The following is a 21,919-nucleotide window of genomic DNA, read 5'->3' as shown; positions in this document are numbered from 1 at the left end:
TTAAATTAACGTTTACGATTGGACATTCGGGCTAACAGAATAGGACAAATCCAAGATTAAAGTCCGTTTTATAAAAACCCCTCTTGTGTCATTTTAGCTATTTCTTACATTTGCAACAGTAGTTTCTTATTCAGGAGGAAAATTGTTCAAATTGTAATGTTTAAAAGATTTTTCAATACCCATTCTTTTCGGATTCTGGCCATTCAATGGTTGGTATTGATATCTTTGTTTTACACCAACTCAATTGCTGCACCTCAACTGGCCACTATGCCGGCAGATATTCCTGCCAACCTGCATCAGTCGGCCCTGTTTCATCCGTTTACATTATCTACTTTTTTTCACCATGAGCTTCCTGCTGAAGTAATTATGGCCGAAGAAGTAATGCCCGATGATGACGTTCTGGAAAATTTTTATCAGCATCATCCGGTTTTATTGATTCAGTCATTTAATTCCCGACAGGTAATTGCCAAAGCGCATAGCCATTCAACGGCTAACAATCGCCATTTGTATCTCCTTTATTGTTCCTGGAGACACTTTATTTCCCTTTAATTATCTTCAATTATATGCCTTGTTCTTATCAGTCGGTCAATTCTGGACCGAATGCAAGTAGGCATAAATAGTTTTCGTCCGGTAAAGCATTACCTAAAACCCGGCCCGGTTTCATACAGCATTATTTACCTGTTTACTGCCTTTGTATCTGAAGAGGAGAAAGGGGCTAAGGGTTTCCTCTAATGAGAAAGGGCAGTTAAGGTAAATCACCGTCGACAAGTCAAAAAATCAATAAATTATAGTGAAATATGCGTAATCTGAATTTCGACGAGCATCATGTTTTACATGAATTAAAGCATTACTTACCTTCACAAACACCCCTGAAAGACTTTATCCATCACAACTCATTGCATGCCTTTCAGAGTCAGAAATTTTATGATGCTATTTATAAGGCATCTGAAATATTTGGAATTGAAGTGGCTTTCCCTGTTAATGATTACAGAGCTTTGTACAAAAACGGCCGCATCAGGGCAGACGTACTCTCTAAAATTATTAAAGACCGCAAGGGGGAGAAAGATTTTGAACACTGGAAAAAACTTGTGCTTGAAAAAGACTTTCAACAGTCTTTTAATCCTCGGGTAGGCCGGTTAAGAGCTTACTGGAAATCTGTGTATAAAATAGACCTGGATAACCTGGTACAACCTATTTTATTCAGGATTCTCGGTAGCTACCTGGATCAGGGCATTGCCTTATGGCACTTTCCGTTTGAAGACAAAGGCCTGCTGTTTGCCATCAGACAACTAGAAAAAGGTAGTTACAGCAGTTTCTTTAAAAACAAAAGAGCCAGAAACCTACTGCTTGACGAGACCATAACAATAAGCGGTTTGTTGGGTATACTGGTTGGTGATGAGTCTTATTTTGAACAATACGTTTTTGACCAGCAATGGAGCCACAGAGGATGGAGCGGACTGGTGGCTTCTATAGAAGATAATCCTGATACGGTTTTATATCATAAAAAAATATCGCTTAAAGACCTGATAATCCTTGATTTGCTACTTGAGATTGACGCACTCGATTCTGCATTGGGCGAGCATTGGAACGCACTGACAAACCATGTAAGCGCACCACCTGTAGACCTCTTTGCCAAAGTAGAACCAAGCGAGCGACAGGAGGTTTTAAAAATATGGCAGGATGCTTTTGAATGGAGCTATTATGACCAGGTATTTTCGGCGGTAAAATATGCCAAGCTGAATTATGCTGATAAAGATGATGTAACTCAGAAAAGTTTTCAGGCTATATTCTGTATCGACGAGCGTGAAGATTCGCTTCGCCGGCACCTTGAAAGTGTCGATACGAATTCAGAAACGCTCGGATGCCCCGGTTTTTTTGGGGTTGAGTTTTATTTTCAGCCACAGAATGGTAAGTTCTATGAAAAACTATGCCCTGCCCCTGTAACACCGAAGTATCTGGTGAAAGAATATGATGTAAAAGAAAAGAAAAAACACGAGCTGCTATATACCAAGCAATCTCACAATTTTGTTCAGGGCTTTTTTATTTCTCTTTCATTGGGATTAATGGCAGCCTGGAAATTACTGCAAGGCTTGTTTGTGCCAAAATCAAGCCCCGCGTTTGCCAGTGCGTTCAGACACATGAATATTGACGGCCAACTGCATTTTGAGAACAAAAGCCCCGACGACATAGAAAACGGCCTGCAGGTTGGCTTTACCGTTGAAGAAATGGCGGTAAGAGTAGAAGGCCTTCTGAGAGGCATAGGTATGGTAAAAGATTTTGCACCACTAGTTTATGTAGTGGGGCATGGCGCCAGCAGTGCCAATAATCCACACCATGGAGCTTATGACTGCGGCGCATGTAGTGGTAGACCGGGTTCTGTTAATGCCAGGGTTTTTGCGGCAATGGCCAATCACCCCAAAGTAAGAGCCTTGCTTGATGCAGGCGGGCTTCATATACCAGAGCAAACCCAGTTTATTGGCGCCCTGCACGATACATCAAGCGATGAAATTGCTTTCTATGATGAACTTCAGATATCTACCCAAAACCGGAAGGCACATGAGGCGAATAAAGAGGCTTTTGAAAACGCACTGGACCTCAACGCCAAAGAACGCTCAAGAAGGTTTGTATCGATAGACACAAAACAAGACATCAAAAAAGTACGTGAGGCCATCAAGAAACGGTCTGTTTCATTTTTTGAGCCGCGGCCAGAATTGGGCCACAGCACCAATGCTTTGTGCTTTGTTGGGCATCGTAGTCTTACAAAAAATATTTTTCTTGACCGCCGGGCATTCATGAACTCTTATGATTACCGGACTGACCTTGATGGAAAACGCCTATTAGGTGTTATGCGGCCATTGCCGCCCGTTTGCGGAGGTATTAATCTGGAGTACTTCTTCTCAAGAATGGATAACGCCAAAATGGGTGCCGGCACAAAGCTGTCTCATAATATTGTAGGCCTTGTAGGTGTTGTAAGTAGCTGCGACGGAGATTTACGCCCGGGCTTACCCCAACAGATGATTGAAGTGCATGACCCTGTAAGACTGGTAATAATGGTTGAGCATTACCCTGAAGTAATTCTGAATACCATCAGGTCTGAAGCTGCACTGTATGAATGGTTTGCCAATGAATGGGTGCATCTGGTATCTATTCATCCAGACACCAACGAGTTCTATTTCTTCAGAAATGAAAAATTTGAGCCTTTCAAACCGCTTTCTGATAAAGTAAATAAGTTGGATGACATACACGCGTTTCTGGAGTCGGCCACTAAAATGCAGGTAAGCCATATTACCAATGCTACCAAAGAAAACCTACCTGTTCATGTAATAGAAAGATAATTATGAATAACCAATTGTTGATATATTTTATTCTGGTTCCGCTTACAGGGTTTATCCTGAGTACGTTTTTTCCAAACAGGCAGGAGAAAATCATCTTCGGAGTAACTATCACCACCATTGTTGGGCATCTCGTTCTGGGTAGTGTCTTTACCATTGTTTGGCTGATGAACGGAGCCCCGGGTATTTTTTATAAAGGAATTGACCTTTATGCAACCCATGAGTCTCATTTTTCAATCAATTTTTACTTCGATAAAATAACCGTAATTTACGGTATGGTTACCAGTGCCATCACTTTTCTGGTAAGCGTTTTCAGCAGATACTACATGCACCGCGAGAGAGGCTTCAAACGCTTTTTTAATACTATTCTGTTTTTTTATCTGGGTATCAATTTCATTATTTTTTCAGGCAATTTCGAAACCATGTTTATTGGTTGGGAAATCATAGGTATTGCTTCGTTTTTGTTGATTTCTTATTACCGCGACCGCTACCTGCCTGTTAAAAATGCGCTAAAGGTAGTATCTTTTTATCGCCTTGCAGATATTTTTCTTTTGTTGGGTATCTGGTTTTGTCATCATGTGTTTGAGAGAAGCATAACCTTTCAGGAGCTTTATTCGCTTGAAAGCCGGCACATTGAGATTCTCCATGACAAATCTTTTCAACTGATTATCCCGCTTGTGTTTCTGGTGGTAGCGCTGGTAAAATCGGCTCAGTTTCCGTTTTCTTCATGGTTACCGCGTGCCATGGAAGGCCCAACCACATCAAGCGCTATTTTTTATGGCTCGCTTTCAGTTCATATCGGCGTTTTTCTGATGCTGAGAACTTACCCTTTGTGGGAAGAAAACACAACCTTTAAAATCATTGTCATCATTTTTGGTTTGTTTACGTCATTGATAGCCACAGGTATTGGCAGGGTTCAATCAACTGTTAAGACCCAGATAGCCTACTCTTCTATAGCACAAATAGGCATAATGTTTATTGAAGTAGCTTTAGGTTGGCATTGGCTTGTGCTTATCCACTTTGTGGGTAATACTTTTCTTCGTACCTACCAGTTGCTGGTATCCCCTTCGGTGCTTAGCTATCTGATACACGACCAGTTCTTTAACTTTATTAGGCCTCAGACCGACATGAAAGATAACTTCTGGGGAAAAATAAAAATGAGTTTTTATGTACTCTGCATTAAAGAATGGAATCTGGACGCCCTGATGTTTAAAACACTCTGGAACCCGCTTAAGAAACTAGGCCTGGCATTTGCCACCTTTGGGTTTAAAGACATTTACTTCTTTTTTATACCGATTTATCTGATTGGCCTATATCTGGTGTATCATGAAGATATCATATCAAAAGAACTGATGGGCGCACTGCCTATACTTTTTGCGGTGCTTGGCCTGATCATGGCTCTCAGGGCATTTGCCAAAAGGTCAGACGCCCGCCGTGCGTGGTCTTTGGTAATCATAAATCAGCTATTTACCTCGCTTTCTATTGCTTTTAATGAGCAATTTGAGTTTAGCCAGATTCATCTTTACCTGAGTGGCATCTTTTTGTCGGCCATTATTGGTTTCTCATGCATGCAGTTTCTTATCAGCAAAAAAGAATCAATCAGCCTGGACACCTACCATGGGCATTCATATACATATCCGGGGCTGGCGTTTGTATTTCTGTTGGCTTGCCTTGGTATTTCAGGATTCCCCATCACTCCTACGTTTATCGGAGAAGACATCATACTGGGCCATGTAGGTAAAAACCAATACCTGCTCATTGCCTTAACCGCCCTAAGTCTGATTCTTGACGGCCTTGCCATTTTCAGAATCTACGCAAGGGTGTTTATGGGGCCGCATTATAAAATTAATCATGAAGTAGCCTATCGATCATCTTAAAATAACCCTGACTGTTACAGTACAAAATTTTCAAATAATGGCAGGTAATGGCCTGCTGATTAAAACTACAAGAATATGAGCAAAGTAAAAGAAAAACTAAAACTACCCCTGGACGGCCTTGCCGGACTGAAAGAAAACTGGTCAACAGATGCCATTTCCGGATTCATCGTATTTCTATTGGCGCTTCCGCTTAGTCTTGGTATTGCCAAAGCGTCGGAGTTCCCACCAATTATGGGGCTTGTATCAGCCATCATTGGTGGTATAGTAGTAAGTTTTTTAATGGGTGCCAGGTTAACAATTAAAGGACCTGCAGCCGGTTTGATAGTAATAGTTGCCGGAGCCGTAGGAGAATTTGGCGGTGGAGAACAAGGCTGGCACCTGGCTCTTGGTGCTATGGTTATTGCTGGTATTATACAGATACTTTTCGGTGTATTAAAGCTGGGCAAACTGGCTGATTTTTTCCCGCTTTCGGCCATACATGGTATGCTGGCAGCAATTGGTCTTATTATTATTGCCAAACAGATTCCGGTTTTGCTTGATGTAGACCCGGCCATGACCAAAGGGAAAGGCCCGTTTGCGCTATTAGGCCATATTCCGGACTTCCTGATGCACCTTGACCCCAAAGCCACCATTGTAGGCGCGGTAAGTTTGTTTATTATGTTGATATGGCCGTTTATTAACCACCCAATCAAAAAAATTCCGGCACCTTTAATGGTATTAATATTCTCGATTCCTGCCGAGTTGTTGCTTGATTTTCAACATACCGAACCTGCCTATGCGCTGGTTCACCTGGGTAATCTGATGGAAAGCATCAAAGTAAATGTCGATTTCTCTGGTTTTGCCCAAACATCAATGTTTATTAAATACGTTATTATGTTTGCGTTGGTGGGTTCTCTTGAATCTCTGCTAACTGTAAAGGCTATAGATATCCTCGACCCATACAAACGTAAATCAAACGCAAATAAAGACCTTATAGCTGTGGGTATTGGTAATACCATTGCTGCCGTATTAGGTGGCCTGCCAATGATTTCAGAAGTAGCGCGTAGCTCGGCCAACGTAGCCAATGGCGCAAAAACCCGCTGGGCCAACTTTTTCCATGGTTTCTTTATTCTGGGCTTCGTTTTGTTGGCATCGCACCTGATTGAGTTAATACCTAACACTGCTTTGGCTGCCATGCTTATTACAGTGGGTATCAGATTGGCCCATCCGAAAGAATTTGTACAGACATTCAAAATTGGTAAAGAGCAATTGGCCATTTTCCTTGTTACCATTTTCTTTACTCTTTTTGAAGACCTGTTGGTTGGTATAGCTGCAGGTATTGCGGTAGAAATCATTAATCATATTATCAGCGGAGGAGCGCCGGTGCGTTCTTTATTCAAAGCCCCGGTACAGGTTTCTTTTACTGAAGATACTTATGTGGTTGAAATTGATAAATCGGCAGTATTTACCAATTATCTGGGTATAAAAAGCAAACTGGATGCCATTCCTCCGGGATTCAAAGTATTTATTGATTTGAAAAACACCCAGTTAATTGACCACTCGGTAATGGAAAATCTGGAACACTTCCAACACGATTACGAAAACCTGGGAGATGGCGGAAGTGTAGAAATAATTGGTATTGCAGACCACAAACCTGTATCTTCTCATAAGCTGGCGGCCCGTAAAAAGCCTAAACTGGCCACGGTTGCATAATTTTCTTAACTTTGTAGTTTTATCAGTTGCAGGCTTTAAGAATGCTCACAAGAAACGGTTTCTTGTTGTAGCAGTTATCTTAAAGCCTGCTCCTAAATCTCACAAATAATTCTAGCTTTATGAAGTCATCAAAAATAGCCCTAACCGGGCTACTTGTTATCTTATTGCCTGTACTTTCTATGGCACAGGCATTAAAAGATGGAAAACTAACACTGAACGAAGACGGGTCTCGCTATCTGAAATTCACTATCGTAAATCAGACCTGGCTACGCAACACCCAGTTTAATGAGGGTTCAACCATTTTTGGTTATGCCAAAAAAAACGGATGGGACATCGGCATCCGCCGGTTCAGAATGCAGCTTTATGGACAACTGACCGACAGGGTGTTTATTTATACCCAATTGGGAGAAAACAACTTTAACGGCATTCAGGACCGTAAGTTTGGTTTTTTTGTTCATGACGCCATTGGCGAGTATGCCGTTGTAAAGAATAAATTCTCTTTAGGTGGTGGCTTAACAGCCTGGAGTGGTCTGGCGCGTTTTGCCTCTCCGGCAGTTGGTAGTATTCTGGGTGTTGATGCCCCGCTTTATCAGCAATCAACCAACGATGTTACTGACCAGTTTCTTAGAAAACTGGCGGTCTATGCCAAAGGTAAATTAGGTAAGTTTGATTACCGTGTGGTGTTGTCTGACCCGATGGCTTTTCAGAAAGCATCATCTTACAGTGCTGTTATCAGCCCCGACATCGCCAATTTTTCATCAAAACCTCCTAAATTTCAATGGAACGGGTATTTTCAGTGGCAATTTCTTGACCAGGAGTCAAACCTCACTCCCTATATGACAGGCACTTACCTGGGCAAGAAAAAGGTTTTTAATATAGGAGCAGGTTTTGTTTATCAGCCTAAAGCTATGTGGACAATGGCCGCCAACAAAGTAGATACTGTAGAAACAAATATGGTACAGCTTTCTCTGGATGCTTTTTATGATGCACCGGTAAGTGAAGACGGCCAGGCAATCAGCGCTTATGCGTCTGTGGGGCATTTTGATTTCGGCAAAAATTATATACGCAATATTGCAGCCATGAACCCAACCAACGGCACCACGATGAAAAATGTAATCAATGGGTCGGGTAATGGTTTTCCGGGGTATGGAACCGGAAACGTGATTTACGCGCAAGTAGGTTATAAGCTGAAAGATAACCTGATAGGCAAAACCACACTGATGCCGTATGTTTCTTTACAACATGCCAATTATGAACGCCTGAATCAGGGGATGAACTACTGGGACTTTGGCGTAAACTGGCTGCTGAATGGACATTCATCTAAGTTGACGCTGGCGTACCAGAATCGCCCGATATTCCTGACTGATGCCAATGGCAAAGGAGAGTTCAGCAACCGCAAAGGCTCTACAATTATACAGTATCAGGTATTTTTTAATTAACAGTAATCCGACCGCATTCTTTAAAGCCCCTCGCCTATCTGAGGGGCTTTTGTTGTTAATAGCCCATTTTAATTTCTGATTAAGGCAGATTTTAAATTCTTTATTGAAGATTAAACTGCTACTGAATTGTACTATTCCGCAAAAAAATTATATTTGCTAAAAAACCCAGCAGATAATGGTTTTGCCTCAATGCCCCCATTGCGATTCGGCCAGCATTTCCAGAAACGGGATTGTGAAGGAAAAACAACGATACAAATGCAAAGCCTGCGGGTATAACTTTACCCTTGAAAAAAAAGGAAGAAACCTGGATGGTTATCTGGTAACCAAAGCACTGCAATTGTATCTGGACGGCGTAAGTTTCAGAGAAATTGAAAGGCTTTTGGGTGTAAGCCATGTTACGGTTATGAATTGGGTAGAAAAATACAAGATTATGATTCCGGACCACCCCAATGATTACAAGCCAACCTATTCCGTAGTTACACATGAAGAATTACTGGCCTATTATAAAGACAAAGAAAACCTGAAAGGTACAGGCACCATAACAACCGAAATTAACGACAGCTATTTGCTCATCAGGTGGGAGCGTTCTAAAAAGACTAAAGAATAATTAATTAAATCTATTCCCTTAACATCTACTCATTTAAAATGTCTGAAAAAAAACAAAGTTTAGGCTACATCATAGGAGCTTCTTCTGTGGGTACGCTTATTGAGTGGTACGACTTTTACATTTTTGGCAGCCTCGCAACTGTTTTAGCCTCCAAGTTTTTCCCAACCGACAACCCCACAGCAGGTTTTCTTAACACCCTGGCTACATTTGCCGCAGGTTTTGTGGTTCGTCCGTTTGGCGCTCTGGTTTTTGGTCGCCTGGGCGATTTAATTGGCCGGAAATACACCTTTATGGTTACTCTGATGTTGATGGGAGGCGCCACTTTTGCTATCGGACTAATACCCAGCTACGAAACCATAGGTGCCTTGGCACCCATACTGGTGCTGTTATTAAGGCTGTTACAAGGCCTGGCTTTGGGTGGTGAATACGGCGGTGCCGCCACTTATGTGGCTGAACATTCTCCGGCGCGTCAACGCGGATACTGGACATCCTGGATTCAGACCACGGCTACCGTAGGGCTGTTTGTGTCTCTGGGTGTAATTATGATTACCCGGAAATCAATGACAAAAGAAGCATTTGAAGACTGGGGCTGGCGTTTGCCGTTTCTGGTTTCTATAATTATGGTGTTTGTGTCGTTTCTCATTCGTCGGAATATGTCAGAGTCTCCCCTCTTTGCCAAGGCAAAGGCAGAAGGTAAAACTTCTGCCAACCCATTAAAAGAGTCGTTCGGCAACAGGCTTAATTTCAAGTTTGTGCTGCTGGCACTTTTTGGGGCTACTATGGGGCAAGGCGTGGTTTGGTATACAGGACAGTTTTATGCACAGAATTTCTTGTTGAAGACTTGTAACATTGATGACGTGCAAGCCAACAGCATAATGATGTGGGCGCTTATAATGGGCACACCGTTTTTTATAGTTTTTGGCGCTTTGTCAGACAAAATCGGACGTAAGGGCATCATGCTGGCAGGTATGTTTCTGGCGGTACTACTTTACAGACCTATTTTTGAAAAGATATATCAGACCGCCAATGTAGCTAATAAAACCGAAATCAATACCACAGATAAAACCACAGTTAAAGTGGAGTTAATGGAAAAAACTCTGGCAGATTCGGTAATTACTACCACCTCTATGCACGACTACGAAGATGGCACTATTATGAAAGAAGTTGCCAGAACCACCATACTGGCCGATAAATCGGTTAATGTACCCAAGGCTGAAGTAAAGAAAACAATAACACTCAATGATGCTGATAAATGGACATTGGTTTTACTGGTTTTCTGCCTGATAATATTTGTTACCATGGCTTATGGGCCAATAGCCGCTTTTCTGGTTGAAATGTTCCCGACAAAAATCAGGTATTCTTCAATGTCATTGCCTTACCATATTGGCAATGGGGTGTTTGGCGGGTTAATGCCGGCCATTGCTACTTTTCTGGCTACTCAGGCCAATGAAATTAACGCCAAAGCAGCCCATGCCGGGCAAGCTCTGGTAATAGACAAACCCTATCTGCAAGGCTTGTATTACCCCATTATTATAGCTGGGGTCTGCTTTTTTATTGGGCTATTTTATATAAATGGCAAAGACCGGAACATTCATGACTAACCTTTAAGCAACTAACAATGAACGCATTAAGAAAAATATTAGGCATTATCTGGATTGTAATTGGTGTAAGTGCCGGAATCTATCTTATCTATTTTCAGGCTGTACCTCTTTGGGTAACAGGTGGTAACGACCTCGTACCTGCCATTATTTACACTTTTATATTGGCGCCCATTATTTCACTGGGCATGTCTATATTTGGATATTATGCCTGGCAGGGTGATTATAGCACCAAGGACGGCGAAAAATTATGAAAAAACACTGGGTAACTAACCTGAGGGTTATGGCCACACTGACCGTCGTTTTGCTGCATGCAGCTGGATACGGCTCTTTACATGTTAAGAAAATACCGCTAACTGACTGGTGGATTTGCCATATTATTAACGTATTTGGCAGATTTGCCGTGCCAGTGTTTGTGATGCTCTCTGGTTATTTACTGATTGGCAAATATGAAGAGCTAAGTAGTTTTATTAAAAAGAGGTTCAGCCGTATATTTGTTCCGTTTCTGATCTGGAGCCTGCTATACATGATATGGTCTAACTTTAAAGGTGTGCCGAGTGAGCGCACTCCCTGGGCCCTGGGCGACTTCATCAGTAAAATACTGGCTGGTAACGGAGGTGGGTCTGGCCACCTGTGGTTTGTGTATATGCTTTTGGGTATATATGCCATTACACCGGTAATTAGCCGTTGGATAAAGGGCGCTGAAACCTCGGCGAATCCTTTAACCAAACGTACCGAAATTTTGTATTTCCTGGTTTTATGGTTTACTGGTAATGTAGTTTATACCTTGCTAAACAAGTGGTTTGGTATTGAAATAAAATTTGAGCTCAGGTATTTTTCAGGCTTTATCGGTTACTTTGTATTAGGTTATTGGCTGGGTAATTCAGGCACAATTCTACCAAAAAGCTTACTTATCCTCTCATTTCTGGCTTCATGGGCGCTAACAGCCTATATTTGTTATGATGTTTCATGGCAGGCCGGCAAATATGTTTACGATTACACCGATTACCTCAGCGTGCCTGTTATGCTAATGTCTGTTCTGATGTTTTTGTTGTTCAAACAGCGCTATGACAAACCCTTTGCGCCCGGAATAATGGCAGAGCTGGATATGAGTAGTTACGGAATGTACCTGGTACATGCTTTGATTTTACGCATACTGTCAAGACAGTTTCATATCAATTTTACCTGGATACATCCTTTATTAGGAATCGCCGTTCATTTCCTGCTGGGCGCAGTTATCAGTTATCTGATTGTAAAAATAATCAGTAAAATTCCTAAAGCCGGAAGTTGGATTGTAGGGTGATAAACTGCGATATTTGCAATAGTGTACGTTTGTTTCTGGCATTGCGTTCAACCCATTATTATTATTGTTTTAAAATACCCCCTTATTAAATTATGCTTATTCAAACCTTTGAAGAGTACCAGTCCGCCTATGAGGCCAGTGTGCAAGACCCGGAGGGATTCTGGGCTGAAATTGCGGCTAATAATTTTGAATGGAAAAAGCCCTGGAAAAAAGTTTTAGACTGGAATTTTAAAGAACCAAAAATACAATGGTTTGTGGGTGGCAAGCTAAATATTACTGAAAACTGCCTTGACCGCCACGTAAGAGAAAAACCCCAGCATCCTGCCATTATCTGGGAACCCAACGACCCCAACGAAGATAGCATTACACTTACCTACCGCCAGTTGTTTGACCGCGTATGCGCTTTTGCTAACGTTTTGAAAAGAAACGGGGTTCAGAAAGGCGACAGGGTTTGTATTTATATGCCCATGATACCTGAACTGGCCATTGCCGTGCTGGCTTGTGCGCGTATAGGTGCCATACACTCAGTTGTTTTTGGTGGTTTTTCTGCCTCGTCTATTGCCGATCGTATAAATGATTCGCAATGTGTGGCAGTTATTACCACAGACGGCGCCGTGCGTGGCAACAAAGCCATACCCATGAAAGACACCGTAGATGATGCGCTGATTGGTTGCCCGTCGGTTAAAAAAGTAATTGTGGCTACCCGCACCCGCACTCCTGTAAGTATGATTAAAGGCCGTGATGTATGGTGGGAAGAAGAAGTAAAATATGTAAGCAATGAGTGCCCTGCCGAGGAAATGGATGCCGAAGACCCTTTGTTTATTTTATATACATCAGGCTCAACCGGTAAACCTAAAGGTGTGGTGCATACCTGCGGTGGATATATGGTTTATTCTGCCTACACATTTATGAATGTGTTTCAGTATAAGGCAGGTATGGTACATTTTTGTACTGCAGATATTGGCTGGATAACCGGACACTCTTACATTCTCTACGGCCCTTTGGCTTGTGGTGCTATTTCTTTAATGTTTGAAGGCGTGCCTACTTACCCCGATGCCGGCCGTATGTGGGACATTGTGGACAAACACCGTGTAAATATACTTTATACAGCGCCTACGGCCATTCGTTCGTTAATGGGCTTTGGCCCCGAATACGTAGACAGTAAAGACCTTAGCTCATTAAAAGTTCTTGGTTCGGTAGGCGAACCCATTAATGAGGAGGCCTGGCATTGGTACTCAAAAAACATAGGTAAAGATAAATGCCCGGTGGTTGACACCTGGTGGCAAACCGAAACCGGGGGTATTATGATATCGGCACTGGCAGGCATTACCCCGCTGAAACCCGCCTGGGCTTCTCTTCCACTGCCTGGTATTCAAATGATGCTGGTTGATGAAAACGGCAATGAGATTCACGGCGGCAACGTAAGCGGCAACCTTTGTATTAAATTCCCGTGGCCTTCTACTATCCGTACCACCTGGGGTGACCATGAGCGTTGCCGAACCAATTACTTCTCGGCCTACCCTGATCTGTATTTTACCGGCGATGGCGCTATGCGTGATGAAAACGGATTTTACCGGATTACCGGCCGGGTTGATGATGTCTTGAATGTATCTGGCCATAGAATAGGCACCGCAGAAGTTGAAAACGCCATTAATATGCATACAGGTGTGGTTGAGTCGGCGGTGGTAGGTTACCCGCACGATATTAAAGGACAAGGCATCTACGCATACGTCATTTGTGAGAGCCATCTGAACGACCTCGATTTGACAAGAAGAGATATATTGGCAACGGTATCGCGCGTTATTGGCCCCATTGCCAAGCCAGATAAAATACAGTTTGTAAGTGGTTTACCTAAAACGCGTTCGGGTAAAATTATGCGCCGTATTCTACGCAAAATAGCAGAAGGGGAAACCTCAAATCTGGGCGATATCTCTACCCTGCTCGACCCAAGCGTGGTGCAGGAAATTAAGGAAGGAGCGCAGGCTTTAAAGTAAGCGCAAACCCTTAGCGTTTTAACACAACCAATTTATAAAAAAGGTTTTACTGTAAGGTAAGACCTTTTTTTATGAACTCCACATCCGATAAAACATCATTTTATCCTATTCAATAAAAAAATATTACTAATTTATTTGTCATAACAATTAATTTTATTTTATTTGCATAACAATAATTGTTATAGCAAATATGCCTGTTTATCACAAACTCGGGAAAATACCTGCTAAACGCCATACACAATTCGAAAAGCCGGATGGTGGTGGTTTGTATTATGAGCAGTTATTCGGTACCATCGGTTTCGATGGTATGTCTTCTCTGATGTACCATATTCATAGGCCTACGCAGGTAATGCAAATACAGGAAAGCAAGGATACAACCCCTCGGCTGGCAGAAACGCAACAGTTAATGATGCGCAAGCTGATAGGGTTTAATGTAGAACCGAAGGACGATTATCTCAACAGCCGCACACCTCTTTTGGTTAATAAAGATTGCGTTATTGGCCTTGCAGCACCCAGACAACCATTAAGAGATTATTTTTATAAAAATGCAGATGCCGACGAACTACTTTTTATTCATAAAGGTACCGGTACATTGCGCACCCAACTTGGCAATATTGCATTTGAATATGGCGATTACCTGGTTATCCCGCGGGGAGTAATTTATCAGATTGATTTTGATACCACCGACAACCGCATTTTATACGTAGAGTCTCACTCGCCTATCTATACACCCAAACGCTACCGCAATTATTTCGGTCAGATGCTTGAACAGGCACCTTTTTGTGAGCGTGATTATAAATTGCCGGAACACCTGGAAACCCATGATGAAAAAGGTGAATTCATCATCAAAATCAAAAAACAGAACCAATTACATAGCCTGATGTACCAATATCATCCCTTCGATGTAGTAGGTTTTGATGGATACAATTATCCATGGGGTTTTTCCATACACAACTTTGAGCCGATAACCGGACGTGTGCATCAACCACCTCCGGTACATCAAACCTTTCAGACAGATGCCTTTGTGGTTTGCTCGTTTTATCCAAGGTTATATGATTACCACCCGAAAGCAATTCCTGCACCTTATAATCACTCCAATATAGACTCTGATGAAGTGATATACTACGTAGACGGCGATTTCATGAGCCGAAACGACATTGCACAAGGGCATATTACGCTTCACCCGGGTGGTATTCCGCATGGCCCACATCCGGGAGCAATGGAACGAAGTATCGGCAAGAAAGAAACGCATGAGCTGGCAGTAATGGTTGATACTTTCAGGCCATTAATGCTTACAGAAGAAGCCTTAAAGCTGGACGACGGAAAATATTTTAATAGCTGGATAGAATAAAAAAACTGACAATTATGCTTCATCAACAAAAAAATACGCTGGAACCATCAGAAAGCACCGATTTTCTGCCAATTAACGGTACCGATTACCTGGAACTGTACGTGGGCAACTGCAAGCAGGCAGCGCATTATTATCAATCAGCTTTTGGGTTTCAGCCACTAGCCTATGCAGGTCTGGAAACAGGTGTAAAAGACCACGAAAGTTATGTATTGCAGCAGGGTAAAATCCGGCTGGTGCTTACCTCTCCCCTACATGGTGGAACTGAAATTGGTCGACATATTGACAAGCACGGTGACGGTGTAAAAGTAGTAGCACTATGGGTGGACGATGCCCGCGATGCCTACTATGAAACGATTTCTCGCGGTGCCAGGCCTTATATGGAACCCAATGCGGAAACAGATGAAAACGGCATGGTTGTTCGTTCGGGTATTCATACCTATGGCGATACCGTGCATATTTTTGTAGAAAGAAGCCAATACAAAGGTGTATTTCTTCCCAATTTCAGGGCATGGAAACCAGATTACCACCCAAGCCCGGTTGGTTTAAAATACGTTGACCACATGGTTGGCAATGTAGGCTGGAATGAAATGAACGAATGGGTTGATTTTTATGGTCGGGTAATGGGTTTTTCACAACTGGTGAGCTTTGACGACAAAGATATCTCTACTGAATATACCGCATTGATGAGCAAGGTAATGTCAAACGGTAACGGTCGCATTAAGTTTCCTATCAATGAGCCGGCCGAGGGCAAAAAAAAATCTCAGGTAGAAGAATATCTTGACTTTTACGGCGGCGCCGGTGTGCAGCACCTTGCAGTAGCCACCGACGATATTATTACTACAGTAACCCACCTTCAAGAGCGCGGAGTTGAGTTTTTGCGCGTGCCGGAAAGCTACTATGAGGAGTTGAAAGGAAGAATTGGCGTTATTGATGAAGAAATAGAACAACTGAAAGCCCTGGGCATATTGGTTGACCGGGATGATGAAGGCTATTTGTTACAGATTTTCACCAAACCCATAGAACCCCGCCCCACCATGTTTTTTGAGATTATTCAAAGAAAAGGTGCCAGGTCTTTCGGAAAAGGTAACTTTAAGGCTCTTTTTGAAGCCATTGAACGAGAACAGGTATTGAGAGGCACTTTGTAACAAAACTCAGAAAATCATGAATCAGTCATATTCGTCCTACACGGCAGAAGACCACCAGATGTGGCGTATGCTGTTTAAAAGACAAACCCTGAAATTACCGCAACTAGCCAGCAAAGATTACTTAGTAGGCATTGAAAAAGCCGGATTTGTGGCTGACCACATACCGGATTTTGAAGAGGAACTGACTCCCCGTCTGCAGGCACTAACAGGCTGGTCGGTAATTGGTGTGCCGGGGCTTGTGCCTATAAAAGAGTTTTTTGAACTGCTGGCCGCCAGAAAGTTTCCGGCTTCTACGTGGTTAAGAAGCCCGGACCAACTGGAATATCTTGAAGAGCCGGATATGTTTCATGATACATTCGGACATGTACCCTTGCTTACCAATCAGGCATTTTGCGATTTTCTGGCTGAATTCAGCAAAATTTCATTAAAATACATCGAAGATGAAACAGCTGTTAAACTTATGCAACGCCTGTACTGGTACACGGTTGAGTTTGGTTTGATAAAAGAAGACAATCAGTTGAAAATATATGGAGGTGGTATTTTGTCGTCAAGCGGCGAAAGTGAATATTGCCTGTATAGCCTCCTGCCTGAAAGGGTACCCTATAATATCAGAGAAATACTGGCAACTGAAGTAAAGATTGATGAGTACCAGAAGAAGTACTTCATTGTTGATTCTTACGAGCAACTGTATGGTTCACTGCCTCAATTTGAAAAAATTCTGGAGCAACAATTATTAGTGTGTCAATAATTGACGCTTTTTCCTACTTTTGTAAAACATATTATAGCCAAAAAAGATTATTGCAGCATATTCTTTTTAAAGTTTGGTTCAATTTTGCCCAAACCGGAGGTAACCAAAAGAACAGCGTATTTAGCTGCTCAATGCACAAAAGGAAGAACTATATAAAAAATGACACACTCTGACCAACGCTCATACTTTTTTAAAATTGACACTACCATTAAGCGCATCCGCAGCTTTATGCAAAAAGGCCTTACCGATAACGGCATAGACCTAACGGTTGACCAATGGGTAGTGCTTGACCACATTATGCCTAAGCCTGGCATCAGCCAGAACGACCTGGCTGTAGATACCGCCAAAGATGCCCCTACTGTAACCAGAATTTTGGATTTACTGGTAGAGAAAAAGCTAGTGAGACGCCAGATGGCAGACGAAGACAGAAGAAAATTTAATATATACCTGACCGAAGAAGGTGAAAAACTGCACGCCCTAGCTTTGGAGGTGATAGGAGAAATCAGACGGAAATCCTGGGACGGGCTGACTAATGCAGATTATGATGAACTGGTAAGAATCATGAACACCATTCATAAAAATGTCAGTTAGGTAGGTACAGGCCTAAAAAAAATCAACATGAATTCCTGGTTAGATATAGCAACAGACACAGACTTCTCAATTCATAATCTTCCTTTTGGTATATTTAGTACAGGCAAAAATGCACCACGCGTGGGTGTGCGCATCGGAGATTATGTAATAGACCTGGAGCAAATGCGCCGGCTTGGTCTGCTCGAAATCCCCCGTCATGTTTTTAATCAGCCGTACCTCAATACTTTTATTGGTTTAGGCAAAAAGAAAACGGGTGCAATAAGGCTACAACTGCAAGAATGGCTCAAAAAACCGGAATCTCCACTCAAAAAGCACTTTAATCAGATTTTTCATCCGGTTGCATCCATAAAAATGCACCTACCTGTGCGGGTGGGCGATTATACCGACTTCTATTCAAGTCTTGAACACGCCACTAATGTAGGCAAGCTGTTCAGGCCAGATAACCCACTGGTTGCCAACTGGAAGCACCTGCCCATTGCCTACCATGGCCGAGCAAGCTCAATTGTGGTATCCGGCACACCCATAATCAGGCCCAAAGGGCAAATAATTCCGGCCAATAGCCGTTTACCTATTTTTTCGCCTACCCAAGAACTGGATTTTGAAGTGGAAATTGGAGCAATTATTGGTAAAAATTCTGACCTAGCAGAAAGCATTAGCACCGCAAAGGCCGAAAATTATGTTTTTGGTCTGGTACTTTTTAATGACTGGTCAGCACGTGATATCCAGCGATGGGAATACCAGCCGCTGGGGCCATTTCTTGGTAAAAACTTTGCATCTTCCATGTCGCCGTGGGTTGTAACACTTGAAGCGCTTGAGGATTTCAGGGTAAACACCCCACTGCAAGACCCTCAACCCTTAGAATACCTGCAATTTGATGGTAACCGTAATTTTGACATAGAGCTGGAGGTAGCTTTACAACCCCCCAACCAGAACACCTATAGAATTTCAAGTACTAATTACAGGTATATGTACTGGAATCTGGCACAACAAATAGCACATCATACTATAAATGGCTGTAATTTAAAAGTTGGTGACTTATTGGCATCAGGCACTATCAGCGGGCCGACACACAATAGTTGCGGCTCTATGCTGGAACTAACCTACGGAGGCAGGCAACCCATTAAATTAGACTATAACCAACAGAGAACCTTTCTTGAAGACGGCGATGTATTGACCATAAAAGGGTTCAGCCAAAAAGATGGGCTGCGGGTGGGATTTGGTGAAGTGAGCGGTAAAATACTTGCAGCCAATTGATTTTTTTGTAATTTACCGCCCTGAATCTAAACGCCAGATACCGCAACTTCATGACAAATACTATAATTCTTATCATTTGTGCGCTGATTCTCATTGCGTATATCTTTGATATATCGGCAAAAAACACAAAAATTCCGGGTGTTATCCTTTTACTCTCAGTAGGAATCATATCGCAGATAATAACCACTTATCTGGGTCTTAAAATACCTAATCTAGAGCCATATCTGCCCGTGGTAGGTACAATAGGCCTGATTCTAATTGTACTGGAGGGCTCGCTGGAGCTTGAAATCACAGCTCAGAAGAGAACCCTTTTTGTATCGACAGTGAAGAGCGCTTTTATTGGCCTGGCGCTTTTTAGCCTGATGCTGGCCACAGGCCTGTATTTTCTTATTCATAAGCCTTTTCTTACGTGCCTGATTAACGCAATTCCACTGGGAATCATCAGCAGTGCCATTGCCATACCCAGTGTAAAAAATCTTGATGCCGAAAGCCGAGAATTTGTCATCTATGAAAGTTCTATTTCTGATATTCTTGGTATCATTTATTTTAACTTTCTGGTTTTGCACAATACATTCGGGGTGGCAACCTTTACCTCTTTTTTCTTTGACATCGTCATTATTGTGGCACTTTCTATTATAGCCAGCCTGGCACTCGGAAGCATGATAAGCAAGCTGAATCACCACATCAAGTATATACCCATAATTACCATCCTGATTCTGTTTTACGTAATTGCCAAAATTTATCACCTACCCTCTCTGGTATTGGTTCTTATGTTTGGTTTGTTTCTGAATAATGTAAACCTGATTAAGTTTGACTTTATGAAGAAATGGATAAACAGCGACACCATTAAGAAAGAGGTACATTCTTTTGAACACCTGATAGCCGAAGTTACGTTTGTAATCAGGTCATTCTTTTTTATTATGTTCGGCTATTACACCAATCTGAAAGCGGTTCTGAGCGCAAGAGATTTTGTAAATGCCCTGGTTATTCTTGTATTTATATTTGGGGGGCGCTATCTGATTTTCAGATTACTTAAGGTTAAATCTGACCCGCTGTTATTCATTGCCCCCAGAGGACTTATTACTATTTTACTTTTTCTGGCCATACCAGACTCACACCAGATACTTGAGGTAAATAAAGGATTATTAACCCAGGTAATTTTTCTTACAGCCCTTGCCATGATGTTTGGGATGATAAAAACCAGAAACCTTTCAACAAACCAATAATAATTACTGATTAATGCTTACTATTAACCCACTGGATTTAGAACCCAGAATATTTTACAGTTATCTGACCGGTACTGTTGCGCCGCGCCCTATTGCATTGGTAAGCAGTATAGATAATGCCGGCAATGTAAACCTTAGCCCGTTCAGTTTCTTCAATATCATGGGCATTAATCCACCTTTACTTGTATTTGCCCCCAATAACCGAAGCAGAGACAATTCTAAAAAAGATACAGCACTCAATATCAGCGAAGTGCACGAGGTGGCAATAAATATGGTAGATTACAGCATGGTTCAACAGATGTCGTTGTCTAGTGTTGAGTATCCCAAAGGTATAAACGAGTTTATTAAATCAGGCTTTACGCCAGAACCTTCACTACTCATAAGGCCGCCAAGAGTAATGGAGTCGCTGGCTCAGTTTGAGTGCAAGGTGCTTGAAGTACGTGAAATTGGCACCATGAACCTGTTTATCTGCCAGATTATCATGGCTCATTTCGCTGATAACATTATCGGCGAAAACGGACGAATTGATCAACGTAAAACCGATTGGGTTGCACGCCTGGGTGCCGATTGGTATGCGCGTGTGAATGAACCCGCCCTGTTTGAGGTTGAAAAGCCCAATACCAAAATCGGAATCGGTTATGACGCCATACCTGAGCAAATCAGACTTTCAAAAATACTTACCGGTAACCATCTGGGGCAACTTGGTAATACGGAAGTTTTACCATTGCCGGAAGAAATAGAGGCCTACCGTCAGACACCGGCTATTCAAAAGTTTTTTGAAGCGGCCGCCGGAGACAACGCTGCTCTTACTGATTTTCTTCACCAGGAAGCTCAAAGACTATTAAGCCTAAACAAAGTAAAGGAGGCCTGGCTGGTGTTATTACAAAATCTGAATCCTGTTGATCAATAGCTAGTTTGCAGCAGTTTAATAGTAAAGGTCAGTTCAAACCAAATTATTGTTTCTTGCTTCCACCAAACATTTTAAACAAACCGGCTATTATCAGCACAATTACAATCAGTACAATGATAACACCGGTATTGAAGCCCGCTTCAAAAATACCAACAATAGCATCGCAAGAAGATATACCCAAAACAACACAAATGGCCAATAGATAATTAATCAGTTTCATGATATTTAAAGTTTAGTGAATTTATTGAAACTGATTAAAAAAGCGTGCCAGCCTATTGGTAGGCGGTTGGAGGTGTTGGCCGCCATCTGAATGACTGGGTGTCAATGGCACGCATGGTACACAATATGCCATTGAGGTGGTCATATTCGTGCTGAAGCAATTCAGAGATTGCCCCTTCTACCTGCCAACGCTGTTCCTGCCAGTTTTCATCTCTGTATTTTACCACAAGCGACTGATGACGTTTTACTTTAACGAGCAGATTCGGAAAACTCATGCAATCGTCCCAAAGTTCAAACATATCCAGGCTAAGGTTCTCAAATTCGGGATTAATGATTACAACAGGGCGGTCTATGTTAATGTAAATCAGGCGTTTCATTATACCCAATTGCGGGGCAGCAATGCCCCTGCCAAACTGATACTTTGCCCGTATTTCTTCCATTACCTGGTGCAAATCTTTCACCCATTCATGCACAAAAGGCAATTCTTCCTGTTTAACGGGTTCGCAAACTTCATATAAACGGGGGTCGCCCAATAAAAGCAGGTCTTTCAGATGTTTCATTTTACAAATTAATTATTCTGTGCTTCAACCTTGTTTCATAGCCGGTATTTTACTATTTTAACAAATATTAACG

At 42.2% G+C, this 21,919-nt stretch carries 19 protein-coding genes; 17 read left to right on the top strand and 2 right to left on the bottom strand.

The genetic code is table 11. The annotated features are described in order from the left end of the window. Nucleotides 1-156: 156 nt before the first annotated feature. The 17 genes from NZ848_RS06200 to NZ848_RS06120 all read left to right on the top strand — a co-directional run bounded on the left by NZ848_RS06200 (nucleotide 157) and on the right by NZ848_RS06120 (nucleotide 21,067). A complete protein-coding gene (locus NZ848_RS06200) occupies nucleotides 157-549 on the top strand; it encodes a hypothetical protein (protein ID WP_259014794.1) in 393 nt (130 codons plus the stop codon). Between the two features lie 248 nt (nucleotides 550-797). Beyond that, nucleotides 798-3,335, top strand: a complete 2,538-nt coding sequence (locus NZ848_RS06195; protein WP_259014793.1) for a YbcC family protein — start codon at nucleotides 798-800, stop codon at nucleotides 3,333-3,335. Nucleotides 3,336-3,337: 2 nt separating this feature from the next. After that, nucleotides 3,338-5,209, top strand: a complete 1,872-nt coding sequence (locus NZ848_RS06190; RefSeq protein ID WP_259014792.1) for a proton-conducting transporter transmembrane domain-containing protein — start codon at nucleotides 3,338-3,340, stop codon at nucleotides 5,207-5,209. Nucleotides 5,210-5,284: 75 nt separating this feature from the next. Continuing rightward, a complete protein-coding gene (locus tag NZ848_RS06185; RefSeq protein WP_259014791.1) occupies nucleotides 5,285-6,901 on the top strand; it encodes a SulP family inorganic anion transporter in 1,617 nt (538 codons plus the stop codon). 119 nt (nucleotides 6,902-7,020) lie between these two features. Then, nucleotides 7,021-8,340, top strand: a complete 1,320-nt coding sequence (locus NZ848_RS06180; RefSeq protein WP_259014790.1) for a hypothetical protein — start codon at nucleotides 7,021-7,023, stop codon at nucleotides 8,338-8,340. Nucleotides 8,341-8,515: 175 nt separating this feature from the next. Beyond that, entirely contained in the window at nucleotides 8,516-8,947 is a 432-nt protein-coding gene (locus tag NZ848_RS06175) for an IS1/IS1595 family N-terminal zinc-binding domain-containing protein (protein ID WP_259014789.1), read from the top strand. 38 nt (nucleotides 8,948-8,985) lie between these two features. Further along, nucleotides 8,986-10,548 carry an MFS transporter gene (locus NZ848_RS06170; RefSeq protein ID WP_259014788.1) on the top strand — a complete coding sequence of 521 codons (1,563 nt, stop codon included), beginning with the start codon at nucleotides 8,986-8,988 and terminating at the stop codon, nucleotides 10,546-10,548. 17 nt (nucleotides 10,549-10,565) lie between these two features. Continuing rightward, on the top strand, nucleotides 10,566-10,799 hold the full coding sequence (locus NZ848_RS06165; protein ID WP_259014787.1) for a DUF6814 family protein: 234 nt from the start codon (nucleotides 10,566-10,568) through the stop codon (nucleotides 10,797-10,799). After that, nucleotides 10,796-11,848: an acyltransferase gene (locus NZ848_RS06160; RefSeq protein ID WP_259014786.1), complete on the top strand. Its 1,053-nt coding sequence runs from the start codon at nucleotides 10,796-10,798 to the stop codon at nucleotides 11,846-11,848. Before NZ848_RS06165 ends, NZ848_RS06160 begins: the two co-directional genes overlap by 4 nt. 92 nt (nucleotides 11,849-11,940) lie before the next feature. Then, the gene (gene acs / locus NZ848_RS06155; RefSeq protein WP_259014785.1) at nucleotides 11,941-13,842 is read left to right on the top strand and encodes an acetate--CoA ligase; all 1,902 of its coding nucleotides are present in this window, start codon (nucleotides 11,941-11,943) and stop codon (nucleotides 13,840-13,842) included. A 190-nt stretch (nucleotides 13,843-14,032) separates the two neighbouring features. Next, nucleotides 14,033-15,193 (top strand): homogentisate 1,2-dioxygenase, encoded by a 1,161-nt coding sequence (locus NZ848_RS06150; RefSeq protein ID WP_259014784.1) that lies wholly within the window; start codon nucleotides 14,033-14,035, stop codon nucleotides 15,191-15,193. A 14-nt stretch (nucleotides 15,194-15,207) separates the two neighbouring features. Continuing rightward, nucleotides 15,208-16,338 carry a 4-hydroxyphenylpyruvate dioxygenase gene (gene hppD / locus NZ848_RS06145; RefSeq protein WP_259014783.1) on the top strand — a complete coding sequence of 377 codons (1,131 nt, stop codon included), beginning with the start codon at nucleotides 15,208-15,210 and terminating at the stop codon, nucleotides 16,336-16,338. 13 nt (nucleotides 16,339-16,351) lie between these two features. Continuing rightward, nucleotides 16,352-17,086: a phenylalanine 4-monooxygenase gene (gene phhA, locus NZ848_RS06140; RefSeq protein ID WP_309600824.1), complete on the top strand. Its 735-nt coding sequence runs from the start codon at nucleotides 16,352-16,354 to the stop codon at nucleotides 17,084-17,086. A gap of 159 nt (nucleotides 17,087-17,245) precedes the next feature. Further along, nucleotides 17,246-17,677 carry a MarR family winged helix-turn-helix transcriptional regulator gene (locus NZ848_RS06135; RefSeq protein WP_253534533.1) on the top strand — a complete coding sequence of 144 codons (432 nt, stop codon included), beginning with the start codon at nucleotides 17,246-17,248 and terminating at the stop codon, nucleotides 17,675-17,677. Nucleotides 17,678-17,704: 27 nt separating this feature from the next. Beyond that, complete coding sequence (gene fahA / locus NZ848_RS06130; protein ID WP_259014781.1) at nucleotides 17,705-18,931, top strand: fumarylacetoacetase; 1,227 nt, start codon at nucleotides 17,705-17,707, stop codon at nucleotides 18,929-18,931. A 50-nt stretch (nucleotides 18,932-18,981) separates the two neighbouring features. Next, complete coding sequence (locus NZ848_RS06125; protein ID WP_259014780.1) at nucleotides 18,982-20,157, top strand: cation:proton antiporter; 1,176 nt, start codon at nucleotides 18,982-18,984, stop codon at nucleotides 20,155-20,157. Nucleotides 20,158-20,170: 13 nt separating this feature from the next. Continuing rightward, entirely contained in the window at nucleotides 20,171-21,067 is an 897-nt protein-coding gene (locus NZ848_RS06120) for a flavin reductase family protein (RefSeq protein WP_259014779.1), read from the top strand. A gap of 43 nt (nucleotides 21,068-21,110) precedes the next feature. Here NZ848_RS06120 and NZ848_RS06115 read toward each other — a convergent pair whose 3' ends face one another. Both NZ848_RS06115 and NZ848_RS06110 read right to left on the bottom strand, forming a co-directional pair. Beyond that, nucleotides 21,111-21,287, bottom strand: a complete 177-nt coding sequence (locus tag NZ848_RS06115; RefSeq protein WP_253534526.1) for a hypothetical protein — start codon at nucleotides 21,285-21,287, stop codon at nucleotides 21,111-21,113. A 52-nt stretch (nucleotides 21,288-21,339) separates the two neighbouring features. Further along, entirely contained in the window at nucleotides 21,340-21,846 is a 507-nt protein-coding gene (locus NZ848_RS06110) for a peptide deformylase (RefSeq protein WP_259014778.1), read from the bottom strand. Nucleotides 21,847-21,919 lie beyond the last annotated feature (73 nt).

It is taken from the genome of Emticicia fluvialis, assembly GCF_024793945.1.
GTDB classification, from domain to species: Bacteria; Bacteroidota; Bacteroidia; order Cytophagales; family Spirosomataceae; genus Emticicia; species Emticicia fluvialis.
Note: the sequence above shows the minus strand (reverse complement) of the source record. Positions and strands in the feature narration are given on the sequence as shown.

Bases quoted from the DNA above. Each gene is read 5' to 3' on its own strand.
- NZ848_RS06200 (WP_259014794.1), top strand. From the start codon at position 157: ATGTTTAAAAGATTTTTCAATACCCATTCTTTTCGGATTCTGGCCATT.
- NZ848_RS06195 (WP_259014793.1), top strand. From the start codon at position 798: ATGCGTAATCTGAATTTCGACGAGCATCATGTTTTACATGAATTAAAG.
- NZ848_RS06190 (WP_259014792.1), top strand. From the start codon at position 3,338: ATGAATAACCAATTGTTGATATATTTTATTCTGGTTCCGCTTACAGGG.
- NZ848_RS06185 (WP_259014791.1), top strand. From the start codon at position 5,285: ATGAGCAAAGTAAAAGAAAAACTAAAACTACCCCTGGACGGCCTTGCC.
- NZ848_RS06180 (WP_259014790.1), top strand. From the start codon at position 7,021: ATGAAGTCATCAAAAATAGCCCTAACCGGGCTACTTGTTATCTTATTG.
- NZ848_RS06175 (WP_259014789.1), top strand. From the start codon at position 8,516: ATGGTTTTGCCTCAATGCCCCCATTGCGATTCGGCCAGCATTTCCAGA.
- NZ848_RS06170 (WP_259014788.1), top strand. From the start codon at position 8,986: ATGTCTGAAAAAAAACAAAGTTTAGGCTACATCATAGGAGCTTCTTCT.
- NZ848_RS06165 (WP_259014787.1), top strand. From the start codon at position 10,566: ATGAACGCATTAAGAAAAATATTAGGCATTATCTGGATTGTAATTGGT.
- NZ848_RS06160 (WP_259014786.1), top strand. From the start codon at position 10,796: ATGAAAAAACACTGGGTAACTAACCTGAGGGTTATGGCCACACTGACC.
- acs (WP_259014785.1), top strand. From the start codon at position 11,941: ATGCTTATTCAAACCTTTGAAGAGTACCAGTCCGCCTATGAGGCCAGT.
- NZ848_RS06150 (WP_259014784.1), top strand. From the start codon at position 14,033: ATGCCTGTTTATCACAAACTCGGGAAAATACCTGCTAAACGCCATACA.
- hppD (WP_259014783.1), top strand. From the start codon at position 15,208: ATGCTTCATCAACAAAAAAATACGCTGGAACCATCAGAAAGCACCGAT.
- NZ848_RS06135 (WP_253534533.1), top strand. From the start codon at position 17,246: ATGACACACTCTGACCAACGCTCATACTTTTTTAAAATTGACACTACC.
- fahA (WP_259014781.1), top strand. From the start codon at position 17,705: ATGAATTCCTGGTTAGATATAGCAACAGACACAGACTTCTCAATTCAT.
- NZ848_RS06125 (WP_259014780.1), top strand. From the start codon at position 18,982: ATGACAAATACTATAATTCTTATCATTTGTGCGCTGATTCTCATTGCG.
- NZ848_RS06120 (WP_259014779.1), top strand. From the start codon at position 20,171: ATGCTTACTATTAACCCACTGGATTTAGAACCCAGAATATTTTACAGT.
- NZ848_RS06115 (WP_253534526.1), bottom strand. From the start codon at position 21,287: ATGAAACTGATTAATTATCTATTGGCCATTTGTGTTGTTTTGGGTATA.
- NZ848_RS06110 (WP_259014778.1), bottom strand. From the start codon at position 21,846: ATGAAACATCTGAAAGACCTGCTTTTATTGGGCGACCCCCGTTTATAT.